We start from the raw sequence: 12571 nt of genomic DNA, 5'->3' as shown, positions 1-12571 counted from the left end.
ATCCGGCGATGACCACCACGGTGACAGCGGGCAGCCGAAGGGCCGAGGCATGGCGAGGCTTCGCCGGGACGAGCTGGCGCGACCGCATCGACGTACGCGACTTCATCCAGGCCAACTACACGCCGTACGAGGGCGACTCGGCGTTCCTGGCCGGCCCGACCGAGCGCACCCTCACGGTCTGGCGCAAGGTCAGCGCGCACTTCCCCGACGAGCGGCGCAAGGGGATCTTCGACGTCGACCCGGGCACTCCGTCCACCATCACCTCGCACCGGCCGGGCTTCATCGACCGCGACCGGGAGCTGATCGTGGGCCTGCAGACCGATGCCCCGCTGCGGCGGGCCATCATGCCCAACGGCGGGCTGCGGATGGTCGAGAACAGTCTGAAGGCGTACGGCTACAAGGCCGACCCCTTCGTGACACGCGTCTTCGGCACCTACCGCAAGACCCACAACGACGGCGTGTTCGACGCGTACACACCCGAGATGCGCGCCGCCCGCAAGGCGGGCATCATCACCGGCCTGCCGGACGCGTACGGCCGTGGCCGGATCATCGGCGACTACCGGCGGGTCGCCCTGTACGGCACCGACCGGCTCACCGAGTCCAAGCGGGCCGAGCGCGCGCTGCTGGACGCGCGGCCCTCGAGCCCGGATGTCATCCGTGACCGTGAGGAACTGGCCGAGCAGATACGGGCGCTGGGTGAACTGGCGCAGATGGCGGCCTCGTACGGCTGTGACGTCTCCCGCCCCGCTGCCACCGCCCACGAGGCCGTGCAGTGGCTCTACCTCGGCTTCCTGGCTGCCGTGAAGGAGCAGAACGGCGCGGCGATGTCGCTGGGCCGGACCTCTACGTTCCTGGACGTCTACGTGCAGCGGGACCTGGAGGAGGGCCTGATCGACGAGACCCGGGCCCAGGAGCTGATCGACGACTTCGTGATCAAGCTGCGGATCGTACGGTTCCTGCGCACCCCGGAGTACGACGCGCTGTTCTCCGGCGACCCGACGTGGGTGACGGAGTCCATCGGCGGTATCGGCGGCGACGGACGCACGCTGGTCACCCGCACCTCCTTCCGCTTCCTGCAAACGCTGTACAACCTCGGCCCGGCCCCGGAGCCCAACCTGACCGTGCTGTGGTCACCTGAACTGCCGCCCGGGTTCAAGGAGTTCTGCGCCCGCGTGTCCATCGACACCAGCGCCGTGCAGTACGAGTCCGACGACCTGATGCGCCCGCGCACCGGCGACGACACCGCGATCGCCTGCTGCGTGTCGGCGATGGCGGTGGGCCGGCAGATGCAGTTCTTCGGCGCACGCGTCAACCTCGCCAAGGCGCTGCTGTACGCGATCAACGGCGGCCGGGACGAGATGACCGGCGAGCAGATCGCGCCCGAGGCGCCCGCGCTGACCAGCGAGTACCTGGAGTACGGGGAGCTGTCGGCCGCGTACGACCGCATGCTGGACTGGCTGGCGGCCACGTACGTCAACACGCTCAACGTCATCCACTACATGCACGACAAGTACGCCTACGAGCGCATCGAGATGGCCCTGCACAACCACCCGGTGTACCGCTACATGGCCTGCGGGATCGCCGGCCTGTCGGTGGCCGCCGACAGCCTCTCCGCGGTCAGGTTCGCCCGGGTGAAGGTGATCCGGGACGACACCGGACTGGCCGTCGACTACGAGATCCAGGGCGAGTTCCCGGCGTACGGCAACAACGACGACCGGGTCGACTCCATCGCCGTCGGCCTCGTGAAGTCCTTCATGGCCAAGGTCAGCCGCCACCCCACCTACCGGGACGCCGAGCACACCCAGTCGGTGCTGACCATCACCTCGAACGTGGTCTACGGCAAGCACACCGGCAACACCCCCGACGGCCGCCGTGCCGGAGAGCCCTTCGCCCCGGGTGCCAACCCGATGAACGGACGGGACCGGCACGGTGTGGCCGCCTCTGCCCTCTCGGTGGCCAAGCTCCCCTACGAGGAGGCCCGTGACGGCATCTCACTGACCACGACGATCACCCCCGAGGGCCTCGGTCACGCCCCGGACGAGCGGCCGGGACACCTGGTCGGCATCCTCGACGCGTACATGGCCTCCGGCGGCTTCCACATGAACGTGAACGTCCTGGACCGGGCGACGCTGGAGGACGCCATGGAACACCCTCAGAAGTACCCGGAGCTGACGATCCGGGTCTCCGGGTACGCCGTCAACTTCGTCCGCCTGACGCGCGAGCAGCAGCTCGACGTGATCAGCCGCACCTTCCACGGATCGCTGTGAGCGTCATGGCCGAGCCGCTCACGGGCCGGATCCACTCCTGGGACCTGTCCACGGGAGTGGACGGCCCCGGGACCCGGTTCGTGCTCTTCGTCAGCGGCTGCCCGCTGCGCTGCCTGTACTGCGCCAACCCCGACACCTGGCACATGCGCGACGGCAAGGAGACCACGGTCGACGAGGTGATGGCCGAGGTCGACAAGTACCGGGCCTTCCTCACCACGGCTGGCGGCGGGGTGACCATCACAGGTGGCGAGCCGCTGCTCCAGTCCGCCTTCACCGGCGAGGTGCTGCGGCGCTGCAAGGAGGCCGGCCTGCACACCGCGCTCGACACGTCCGGCTTCCTCGGCGCCCGCGCCACCGACGACCTCCTCGCCGACACCGACCTGGTGCTGCTGGACATCAAGTCCTTCGACGTCACGACCTACCGCGAACTGACGGGCGGCGAACTCACACCCACCCTGAACTTCGCCACCCGCCTGGACCGTCTCGGCAGGCCGATGTGGATCCGCTACGTCCTGGTTCCCGGCTGGACCGACGCCCCGGAAGCCGTCGACGGCCTCGCCCGCTTCCTGGCCGGCCTCGGCTACGTCGACCGGGTGGACGTCCTGCCGTTCCACAAACTCGGCGCCCAGAAGTACGAGGCGCTGGGGGTCCCCTTCGCCCTGCGGGACACACCCACGCCGGACCGGGACCTCACGGAGCGGGTGCGCCGGCAGTTCCAGGAGCACGGCCTGCGGGCGCTCTGACCGACCCAGGTCGCGGAGCGGGTCTGCCAGTCGTCCCAGCAGCCCGGCGCGGTCGGCTGACGCCGTGCGGGACGAGCTGTCCTCACCTGCGCTGGGACGAGTGACAGCAGGTGGCCCTGAAGAGCCGACGGCGAGGCCCGGTGACCATCGCCACCGGGCCGTCCGCAACTGGTCCGCGACAAGTGCGGGAGGAGGTTCAGGACTTCTCCGCCGCCGCGGCCATCTCCTTCTCGTCCTCCGCCGCGGCGGCGACGGGCTCCGCCGCCTCCGCGCTCCCGGCGTCGGCGTCTTCCGGGGCTTCGGCGTCCATGGTGGTGAGCGCCTCCTCGAACTCGTCGTTCTCCGCCTTCACCTGCCAGACGTGGAAGCCGATCCAGGTCAGCAAGGCGACGACCACGAGGACGTACTCCGAGCCCGGGAAGGGGTGGAGCGTGTCGATGGAGTCGAGGTCCTTCCAGGAATCGATTCCTGTGCTCATGTCATGCCTTCCTGTCTTCGCGTGCGATGGATCCGACCAGCTGCTCGAACTCCTCGTCGGTGGTGTCCTCGGGCTCGCCGTCCGCGGGCGCCGCGTACTCGGGGTAGGCGTCGCCGTAGCTGTGGGTGTCCAGACCGGCCAGCTCGACCTTGCGCGGCACGCGCAGCAGGCCGAACTTGTCGAGGAGCTTGCCGAGTCCGTAGGCGGGCAGGAAGCCCAGCACCCAGAACATGATCACGGCGCCGATCAGCTGGCCGAGCGGGTTGATCTCCGCCCACCCGTCGGAGTTGGTGCCGAACCAGGCGGTCACGCCGTCGACCGGTGCGGCGGCCGGATAACCCCAGAGCATGAAGCCGGCGATCACCAGGGCGAGGAAGCCGCAGTAGCCGTGGACCGCGACCGCGCCCACCGCGTCGTCGATCTTGAAGCGGCGCTCGACCCAGCGGTGCAACCTGTAGGCGACGACTACGCCCACCGCTCCGATCACCAGGGCCTGCAGCGGGTGGTAGAAGTCGTTGCCGGAGGACGCGGTGATGATGCCGCCGAGGCCTCCGGAGAAGGTCCAGAGAATGTCGCCCTTGCTGACCACGAATCCCGCGATCATTCCGCCGACGAGCGCCATCAGCAGGTTGAAGGTGCTCGCGGACAGGGTGGTCGGGGTGCCGTAGATGGTGGTCGCCGTGAAGAACGGCTTGTCCTCGTCGCCCAGGTTGATGATCGGGATGTTGCAGGCGGCGTAGAAGCCCCAGAAGCCGACGAGGACGATGAACAGTCCGATCGCCGTCATCCAGATGTTGTGCGGCTTGATCTCGCGGGGCTCGCCCTTCGGGCCGAACTTCCCGATCCTGGGGCCGAGCACGATGATCATCCCGAGTGCGGCTCCGCCGGCGACCGCGTGGATCACGCCGGAGCCGTACGAGTCGTGGTAGCCCATCTTCTGGACCATCCAGCCGGTCGCGCTCCATCCCCACGCGCCACCGATGGTCCAGGTGACCGTTCCCACCAGGACGGCGGCCATGAGGAACGCCCCGGTGCGGGTCCGTTCGATGATGGCGCCGGAGACGATGGAGGCGGCGGTCCAGGAGAACAGCAGGAACGCCGCCCAGAAGACGCCCGTGATGTTGTCGTCGAGGTTGGGGGCCATCAGGTTGGACCACGGATAGGCGTTCTTGGCGGCCTCCGGGATTCCTCCCGTGATGCCGGGGCCGTTGCCCAGTCCGAAGTACAGCCACCAGCCGAAGAGGAAGAACGTCAGGGTGACGACCGGGATCAGCATCACGTTCTTCATCAGCGTGTGCTGGAGGTTCTTGCGCCGGGTCATGCCCACCTCGTAAAGGGTGAACCCGACGTGGATCAAGAACATGAAGACGATGGTCAACCAGTAGTAGAACTCCGTGAACATCGTGCTGAGGGCAGTGAGTTCATTGTCCACAGGCCCCGTCTCCTTGCTTGAGCGGAAGTCGCGGCGGGGTGTTTCCTGATGAGATACTTATGCGAACGACAGTAGACTCGCGCGATGTTACGGAGGGACGTGCGTCACGTAAGAGCTGCATTGCCGCGCGTTCGTGCGGTGATCGCCGATACCCGCCTGGCCCTTCGAACTTTGGATGGCGATCTATGAGCGACGCACAGCGGCAGCCGGCCGAGGATGGTGTGCCCGGGCATGGTCCCGCGGCGCGGGAGATCGACCAACCGGCTCCCGCCGAGGGTGTGCTGGAGCGGGCGATCGCGGTGCAGGTGCGCCGGTACCGGCAGGCGACCGGACTCACCGTGGGGGAGATGGCGGTCCGGGCGGGCATCTCGAAGGCCATGCTGTCGAAGATCGAGAACGCCCAGACGTCGTGCAGCCTCACCACGCTGGCCCGCCTGGCTGCCGCGCTGGACGTGCCGGTGACCGCTCTCTTCCGCGGTGCCGACACCACGCGGGAGGCGGTGTTCACCCCGGCGGGGGCGGGAGCGCGCATCGTGCAGCGCGGGACGCGCGTGGGGCACGACTACGTCCTGCTCGGCGCGCTGCGAGGGCCGCACAAGCGGATGGAAGCCCATCTGGTCACCCTGACCGAGCAGAGCGAGGTGTTCCCGCTGTTCCAGCACCCGGGCACCGAGTTGCTCTACATGCTCGAAGGGGAGATGGTCTACGGCCACGGAGAGGCCGGCTACCGGATGGCGCCGGGCGATGCTCTGCAGCTCGACGGTGAGGGCGTGCACGGTCCGCAGGAGCTGGTGAAGCTTCCCATCCGGTTCCTCTCCGTCGTCGCCTACGGCGACCTGGACACCTGACCTGCCGTCAAGACGGGCAGGCACGCGCCTTTCGTAACAGGCCTTAACGGCCGGGAAACCCACCGTGACGTTTCCTCTGGTGATACTGAATTTCACTAGAGGACACATGGTGCGCCGCCCGGAAGGTTGGCCGTTATGACGCTGTCGCCGCCGTCCCCCGAGACGTTCAGGGTCCGCCCCGGTGCCGTGACCGGGGTACGGCTGAGTGCCGGCGACCGGATCGACGTAGTGGACCGGCACGGTCGCCAACCCGCCGAGCTGACCGTCCTCGACGGAGGCGGAGAGGGAAACGGAGCGCGACGCCGCACCGGTGAGGCTCTCGGCACGCGAGCGGACGGCCCGGCCACCGTGTTGCGCGGCCTCGCCACGGTCGCCGCCGCCCGTGACCCGCACGGCCAACTCGACGACGTGGCCTCCGCGTTGGCGGTTCTGGCCGCGCACGGCGTCGACCCGGTGCGCGCCACCGCGGCGCGGCTGTTCGGAGTGTGGTCGCCGGCCGGGGCGAGGGAGGGGTTCATGGCCGTCCGTGAGGCCGTCGTGCTGGTCGCGGCTCCCGCCGTGCCGATGGGCATCGAGGACGAGTGGGCCAACCCGCCCTCCGATCTGCTCGTCGAGGTCCGCCGGGCCACTCCCCGGCCGGCGTTCGAGCCCCAGTTGCCGGAGCCGTTGGCGGAACCGGTTCTCGACCTGCGGATAGACGCGGCCACCGCCCTCGACTACGAGGTGCGCGCGGGCCAGTACATCCAGGTGATCGACATCGAGGGCCGGCAGTGCTCGGACTTCCTCGCCTTCGGCGCCCGCCAGTTGCAGGACGGTCTGGAGCGCGGCCTCGACTCGACGACGACCCGGTATCTCACCGGCCGGGCGTTTCCGCAGCCCGGACTGCACGGCAAGTTCTACGACCAGAGCGCCCAGCCGCTCGTGGAGATCGTCCGCGACACCGTCGGCCGGCACGACACCTTCGGTCCCGCGTGCAACGCCAAGTACTACGAGGACATGGGCTATCCGGGCCACCCCAACTGCACGGACAACTTCAACGCGCGGCTCGCCCGTTACGGCGTCGCCGCCCGGTCGGCCTGGCCCGCGCTGAACCTCTTCTACAACACGGTGTTCGACGACGACAACCTGCTGGTCTTCGACGAACCGTGGTCGCGTCCCGGCGACTACGTCCTCATGCGGGCGATGACGGACCTCGTCTGCGCCTCCTCGGCCTGCCCCGACGACATCGACCCGTCGAACGCCTGGATGCCCACGGACATCCACGTGCGCGTCTACGACTCGAAGAGGACCTTCTCCATGGCCGTCGCCCACCGGGTCACTCCGGACTCCGAGCCGACTCTCACCCGGCAGACCGCCTTCGCGCCGCGTACCGAGGCGCTGACCGGGCAGTTCACCGAGTACCGCGGCTTCTGGCTCCCGGAACGCTTCGACAACCACGGCCCGCAGGAGGAGTACTGGGCCTGCCGGGAGCGCGCCGCCGTGATGGACCTGTCCGCGCTGCGCAAGTTCGAGGTGCTGGGGCCGGACGCGGAGGCTCTCCTCCAGGCCACCCTCACCCGCAACATCCGCAAGCTCTCGCAGGGCCAGGTCGTGTACTCGGCCCTGTGCAACGAGACCGGCGGGATGATCGACGACTGCACCCTCTTCCGGCTCGGCGACACCAACTTCCGACTCGTCGGCGGGGACGACTACGACGGCGTCTGGCTGCGCGAGCAGGCCGAACGGCTCGGCCTCGAACGGGTCTGGGTCAAGCCCTCCACCGACGAACTGCACAACATCGCCGTACAGGGCCCCGCCAGCCGCGACCTGCTCGCCGGGATCATCTGGACCCCGCCCACCCAGCCGGAGTTCACCGACCTCGGCTGGTTCCGCTTCGCCATCGGCCGGCTCGGCGATCACAACGGCATCCCGCTGCTGGTCTCCCGTACCGGCTACTCGGGCGAACTCGGCTACGAGATATGGGTCCACCCGCGGCACTCCCCGGCTCTGTGGGACGCGGTGTGGGAGGCCGGCCGGCCGCACGGTCTGACCCCGCTGGGCCTCGAGGCCCTGGACATGCTGCGCATCGAGGCCGGTCTCGCCTTCGCCGGATACGAGTTCTGCGACCAGACCGACCCCTTCGAGGCGGGCATCGGGTTCACGGTGCCGCTGAAGACGAAGGAGGACGACTTCGTCGGCCGCGAGGCGCTGCTCGCCCGCAAGGCCGCCCCTCAGCGGACCCTCGTCGGCCTGGAGCTGGAGGGCAACGAGCCCGCCCGGCACGGCGACTGCGTCCACGTCGGACGCTCGCAGGTCGGCGTGGTCACCAGCGCCACGCGCTCGCCCCTGCTGCGCAAGAACATCGCGCTGTGCCGGATCGCCGTGCAGTACGCCGAACCCGGTACGGCCGTGGAGATCGGCAAGCTCGACGGCCACAGCAAGCGCATCCCGGCCCAGGTCGTGCGCTTCCCGTTCTACGACCCCGACAAGACCCGGCCCCGCTCGTAAGGGTCCCCCCCCCCACGCAAATCGCCCCTGCTCTACGGAGGTTCAGCATGCCCCGCGTTGCCATCATCGGTGCCGGCCCCAGCGGGCTGGCCCAGCTCCACGCCTTCGAGGAAGCCCGGCGGGCCGGTGCCGACGTGCCCGAGGTCGTCTGCTTCGAGAAGCAGAGCGACTGGGGCGGCCTGTGGAACTACACGTGGCGCACCGGGCTCGACGCGTACGGCGAGCCCGTCCACGGCAGCATGTACCGGTATCTGTGGTCCAACGGGCCCAAGGAATGCCTGGAGTTCGCCGACTACACCTTCGACGAGCACTTCGGCGGGCCGATTCCGTCCTTCCCGCCGCGCGAGGTGCTCTACGACTACATCACCGGCCGGGCCAAGAAGAGCAACGTGCGGCAGTACGTCCAGTTCGACTCGGCCGTGCGCTGGATCGCGTACGACGCCTCCTCGGAAACCATCACGGTCACGGTGGAGAACCGCGCCGACTCCTCGACGCGCACCGAGGAGTTCGACTGGGTGATCGTGGGCACCGGGCACTTCTCGACCCCCAACTTCCCCGAGTATCCCGGCTTTTCGACCTTCCCGGGGCGGGTGCTGCACTCGCACGACTTCCGCGACGCCGGTGAGTTCGCGGGCAAGGACATGCTCATCGTGGGCAGCAGTTACTCCGCGGAGGACATCGCGCTGCAGTCGCTCAAGTACGGCGCCAGGTCGGTCACCATCTCCTACCGCACCAGCCCGATGGGCTTCGGATGGCCGGAGGGAATCCGCGAGGTGCCCGCGCTCGACCGGGTCGAGGGGCGCACCGCGCACTTCGCCGACGGCAGCACGCAGGACATCGACGCGATCGTGATGTGCACCGGCTACCAGCACCACTTCCCGTTCCTCGAAGAGGACCTGCGGCTGCGGACGAGCAACAACCTCTACCCGGCCGGTCTCTACAAGGGCGTCGTGTGGACGCCCGCTCCCCGGCTCATGTACCTGGCGATGCAGGACCAGTACTACACGTTCAGCATGTTCGACGCGCAGGCCTTCTTCGCCCGCGATGTGGTCCTCGGGCGGATTCCGCTGCCGGAGGCGGCCGCGATGGAGACCGACATCGCGGTGTGGCGTGCCCGCCTGGGCACCCTGGCAGGGCCGATGGACGACATCGACTTCCAGACCGACTACCTGCGCGACCTGCTCGACTCCACCGACTACGCCGACTTCGACCTCGACCTGGCGCGCGAGCACTTCGCGACCTGGGAGCACCACAAGGAGGAGTCGATCACCGGGTACCGGAACCGCTCCTTCGACTCGCCGTGCACCGGCACCGTGGCTCCGGTCCACCACACGCCGTGGTGGGACGAGCTCGACGACTCCCTGGCCACGTTTCTCCGGTGAGGGTTCACAGGGCCGTAACCCATCGGCGGTTTCACTGTATGACACTAGGTCTCATAGCAGGAGACGGACGGAGGCGTGACGATGACCACGACCGAGGGCGCGATCCTGAAAGTGGGGGACGGGGCGAAAGACCTCCCCAGCATGAACGTCGAGGGCTCGAAGGCCTTCATCGGCGACGCGTTCGCCAACCCCGGCGGCGCGGTGATCTGTTCGGGGTTCTTCGAGCTCTTCCACTCCGAGCCACTGATCTACGAGTACACGTACGACGAGACGAAGTTCGTCGTCCAGGGCGAGTTCGTGCTGACCGACATGGCGACCGGCCAGGTCGTCCACGCGGCTCAGGGCGACGTCCTCTTCTTTCCCAAGGGGACGACCGTCAAGTTCGAGACGCCGGACCATGCCATCGGCTTCTACGCCGGCCACCGCACCTTCGCTCCCTGACGTCATGGGAATCCAGCACACGAGTGTCCCGCGCTGGCCGACGGCCGACCCCGGCGTGGACCGGACCGGCCGGACGTACGCGGTGATGTCCTTCGGTACGGCGGCGGACACGCTGGCGGCGGACTGGCGGCGCGCGCTGGCCGGCCTGCGTCGGCCGGTGTGGACGTGGCACGGCGAGTCGGCCGACGGCGACGCCCTCGCCCTGCTGCGCGGGCAGATCGACGACGCCACCGTGGGGTGGCGGCTGATGCTCGCCGGCCCGCAGGCGGATGTGCTGCGGGCGCACGCCGAGGCGCTGCGCGGTGGCGTGCTGGAGTCCGAGATCACCGTCGTCGTCACCGAGGACGCGCGGCGCCGGGTGTGGTGCGCGCACTGCGGGGCGACGACCGTCGCCGAGGCCGACCTCGGCGATGTCGTCTCCTGTACCGGCTGCGGGTGTTCGCTGTTCGTGTACCACCACGTGTCCCGGCTGTCCGCCGCCCACCTCGGGTTCATGGCCGACGCGGAGGAGCGTCCATGACGGCGGAACTCACAGCGGCGGGAGGGGAGTGTCCATGACGATGAAACTGGTCGTCCGGCGCAGCTCCGAGATCGCCGACGGCATCCGTGAACTCGCCCTGGCCCGCCCCGACGACGGACCGCTGCCGGCCCACCCGCCGGGCAGCCATGTCGTGGTCGAGTGCGGGAGTCGGCGCAACGCCTACTCCCTGACCAACTGCGGCATCGAGCCGTACGCCTACACGGTTGCCGTCCTGCACCGCCCCGACGGCGACGGCGGCTCCGAGCAGATGCACCGGTTCCGGGTGGGCGACCGGGTCGCCGTCTCGACGCCGCGCAGCGCCTTCCCGCCCGTCAGCACCGCGCGTCGGCAGCTGCTCGTCGCGGGCGGCATCGGTATCACCCCGATGCTCGGCCACGCCCGGCACGCCGTGCGCTGGGGCAGCGACGTACGGCTGCTCTACGTACACCGTCCCGGGGCAGGGGCGTACGCGGGAGAACTGGCCGAGCTCCTGGGCGGGCGCATGCAACGCGCCACCGGCGCGGCCGAGTTCGGTGCCCTTCTGCACGAGGCGCTCACCACCCAGCCGATCGGCACCCACCTCTACGTCTGCGGGCCGCAGCCCCTGATGGACCGGGTGCTCGACGAGGCGACCGCGGCCGGCTGGCCGCCGCAGCGGCTGCACCTGGAGCGGTTCACGCCCGCCGAACTGGATCCCGGGCAGCCGTTCACCGCGCGGCTCGCCCGGTCGGGACGCAGGGTTCCCGTCCCGGCGGGGACAAGCCTGCTGGAGGCGCTCGAACAGGTCGGCGTCGCCGTCCCGAACATGTGCCGGCAGGGAGTCTGCGGGGAGTGCCGGGTCCCCGTGCTCGCCGGCCGCCCGCTGCACCGTGACGAGTTCCTCTCCGAGGACGAGAGGGCGGAGGCGGACAGCGTCATGTGCTGTGTGTCCCGCAGCGAGACCGAGACCCTGGAGGTGGACCTGTGACGAGCACCGTCCTGTCCCCGCTTTCCCCGAGGATCACGGGGTTCCCGTTCCCGTTCCGCACCGACACCTACCGCTACTCCACGAACGTCGAACCCGCCCGGGCCCCGGTCGTCACCGAGGCGGGCGGCTGGGGCGGCGCGATCCTCGACGTCGACGACGAGTACGCCGACGAACTGGCCCAGCGCGAGCGCGTCCTCACCGCCGACCCGAGCCGGCTCACCGTACTGCCGCACATGCGGCCGGCCTGCTGGGACGCGCTGCGCACGCTGCTGCGCGAGCTGGCCGACCTGCACCCGGACAGGATGGAACTGCGCCGGGACGGCGACCACTTCGTGTGGCGCAACGACCTGCTCGGCGTCGAGCAGCGGTTCAGGGACGGCGACGACGACAGCCTGCCCGGCGGCCCGCTCGGATTCCTCGGCAGCCAGATCCAGGACGACATCGTGCTGCTCGACCAGCGCGACGGCTCGCTCTGGGCCGACGCCGGTCTGGTCACCTTCGCCGCCGACTGGTCACTGCGCTTCGACGTCGGCATGCGCTTCCTGGAGGTGCACGGTCCCGTGCCGCGCGTCCACGAGGAGGGCGTCATCGCGCGCGCCGAGCGCTTCCTGATGCGTCTGGAGCCCGGTCAGGAGTACCGCCGTACGAACTGGACGATGTCGGTGGACCGGCGGCTGGACCAGTCCACCGAGACCTACCCGGAGTGGGGCAGGGACCGGCGGCTGGTGGCCGAAGCACCCGCGGACGAGCTCGCGAACCGGCTGCACCTGCGCGTCGAGGTGCAGCACCTGATCCGGCTCGGCGCCTCGGGCGCGGTGCTCTTCCTGATCCGCACGTACATGGTGTCGCTGGCGGAGCTGGCGCAGGTGCCGGCCTGGCGGACCCGGTTCGGCCGGGTGCTGGCCGAACTGCCCGACGACATGGCCGAGTACAAGGGCCTGACCCGGTTCCGCGGTGCCGCGGCGGACTGGCTGCTGACCTCCTGACCCCGCGCTTCCCCTCTTCT

11 protein-coding genes are annotated in these 12571 nt (G+C 69.5%); 9 read left to right on the top strand and 2 right to left on the bottom strand.

Features of this window, described 5'->3' with window-relative positions; genetic code table 11:
- Window positions 1-8: 8 nt before the first annotated feature.
- The gene (gene pflB, locus OG252_RS04785) at window positions 9-2267 is read left to right on the top strand and encodes a formate C-acetyltransferase (RefSeq protein ID WP_266451722.1); all 2259 of its coding nucleotides are present in this window, start codon (window positions 9-11) and stop codon (window positions 2265-2267) included.
- Between the two features lie 5 nt (window positions 2268-2272).
- Window positions 2273-3010: a pyruvate formate-lyase-activating protein gene (gene pflA, locus OG252_RS04780; RefSeq protein ID WP_329333959.1), complete on the top strand. Its 738-nt coding sequence runs from the start codon at window positions 2273-2275 to the stop codon at window positions 3008-3010.
- A 196-nt stretch (window positions 3011-3206) separates the two neighbouring features.
- On the opposite strand, the gene OG252_RS04775 is transcribed toward pflA, so the two are convergent.
- Together OG252_RS04775 and OG252_RS04770 are read right to left on the bottom strand one after the other, a co-directional pair.
- Window positions 3207-3488 carry a hypothetical protein gene (locus OG252_RS04775; RefSeq protein ID WP_266451724.1) on the bottom strand — a complete coding sequence of 94 codons (282 nt, stop codon included), beginning with the start codon at window positions 3486-3488 and terminating at the stop codon, window positions 3207-3209.
- 1 nt (window position 3489) lies between these two features.
- The gene (locus OG252_RS04770) at window positions 3490-4920 is read right to left on the bottom strand and encodes an ammonium transporter (RefSeq protein ID WP_329333956.1); all 1431 of its coding nucleotides are present in this window, start codon (window positions 4918-4920) and stop codon (window positions 3490-3492) included.
- 185 nt (window positions 4921-5105) lie between these two features.
- On the opposite strand from OG252_RS04770, the gene OG252_RS04765 reads away from it, so the two are divergent.
- The 7 genes from OG252_RS04765 (at window position 5106) to OG252_RS04735 (ending at window position 12551) form a co-directional block, all read left to right on the top strand.
- Window positions 5106-5768 carry a helix-turn-helix domain-containing protein gene (locus OG252_RS04765; RefSeq protein WP_266451726.1) on the top strand — a complete coding sequence of 221 codons (663 nt, stop codon included), beginning with the start codon at window positions 5106-5108 and terminating at the stop codon, window positions 5766-5768.
- A 135-nt stretch (window positions 5769-5903) separates the two neighbouring features.
- A complete protein-coding gene (locus OG252_RS04760) occupies window positions 5904-8255 on the top strand; it encodes a DUF1989 domain-containing protein (protein ID WP_329333953.1) in 2352 nt (783 codons plus the stop codon).
- Window positions 8256-8302: 47 nt separating this feature from the next.
- Window positions 8303-9637 (top strand): NAD(P)/FAD-dependent oxidoreductase, encoded by a 1335-nt coding sequence (locus OG252_RS04755; protein ID WP_329333951.1) that lies wholly within the window; start codon window positions 8303-8305, stop codon window positions 9635-9637.
- Between the two features lie 81 nt (window positions 9638-9718).
- Window positions 9719-10078, top strand: a complete 360-nt coding sequence (locus OG252_RS04750; RefSeq protein ID WP_266451729.1) for a cupin domain-containing protein — start codon at window positions 9719-9721, stop codon at window positions 10076-10078.
- Between the two features lie 4 nt (window positions 10079-10082).
- Window positions 10083-10598 carry a dimethylamine monooxygenase subunit DmmA family protein gene (locus tag OG252_RS04745; protein ID WP_329333947.1) on the top strand — a complete coding sequence of 172 codons (516 nt, stop codon included), beginning with the start codon at window positions 10083-10085 and terminating at the stop codon, window positions 10596-10598.
- Window positions 10599-10632: 34 nt separating this feature from the next.
- Window positions 10633-11565, top strand: a complete 933-nt coding sequence (locus OG252_RS04740) for a PDR/VanB family oxidoreductase (protein WP_329333945.1) — start codon at window positions 10633-10635, stop codon at window positions 11563-11565.
- A complete protein-coding gene (locus OG252_RS04735; RefSeq protein ID WP_329333943.1) occupies window positions 11562-12551 on the top strand; it encodes a heme-dependent oxidative N-demethylase family protein in 990 nt (329 codons plus the stop codon). The genes OG252_RS04740 and OG252_RS04735 overlap by 4 nt, the downstream gene beginning before the upstream one ends.
- Window positions 12552-12571 lie beyond the last annotated feature (20 nt).

It is taken from the genome of Streptomyces sp. NBC_01352, from assembly GCF_036237295.1.
GTDB classification, from domain to species: Bacteria; Actinomycetota; Actinomycetes; order Streptomycetales; family Streptomycetaceae; genus Streptomyces; species Streptomyces plumbiresistens.
This window is presented reverse-complemented; position numbering and strand designations above follow the sequence as displayed.

What these genes read in the sequence shown, in the direction of transcription:
- OG252_RS04750 (WP_266451729.1), top strand. Translation starts at nt 9,719, where the DNA reads ATGACCACGACCGAGGGCGCGATCCTGAAAGTGGGGGACGGGGCGAAA.
- OG252_RS04755 (WP_329333951.1), top strand. Translation starts at nt 8,303, where the DNA reads ATGCCCCGCGTTGCCATCATCGGTGCCGGCCCCAGCGGGCTGGCCCAG.
- OG252_RS04760 (WP_329333953.1), top strand. Translation starts at nt 5,904, where the DNA reads ATGACGCTGTCGCCGCCGTCCCCCGAGACGTTCAGGGTCCGCCCCGGT.
- pflB (WP_266451722.1), top strand. Translation starts at nt 9, where the DNA reads ATGACCACCACGGTGACAGCGGGCAGCCGAAGGGCCGAGGCATGGCGA.
- pflA (WP_329333959.1), top strand. Translation starts at nt 2,273, where the DNA reads ATGGCCGAGCCGCTCACGGGCCGGATCCACTCCTGGGACCTGTCCACG.
- OG252_RS04775 (WP_266451724.1), bottom strand. Translation starts at nt 3,488, where the DNA reads ATGAGCACAGGAATCGATTCCTGGAAGGACCTCGACTCCATCGACACG.
- OG252_RS04745 (WP_329333947.1), top strand. Translation starts at nt 10,083, where the DNA reads ATGGGAATCCAGCACACGAGTGTCCCGCGCTGGCCGACGGCCGACCCC.
- OG252_RS04765 (WP_266451726.1), top strand. Translation starts at nt 5,106, where the DNA reads ATGAGCGACGCACAGCGGCAGCCGGCCGAGGATGGTGTGCCCGGGCAT.
- OG252_RS04740 (WP_329333945.1), top strand. Translation starts at nt 10,633, where the DNA reads ATGACGATGAAACTGGTCGTCCGGCGCAGCTCCGAGATCGCCGACGGC.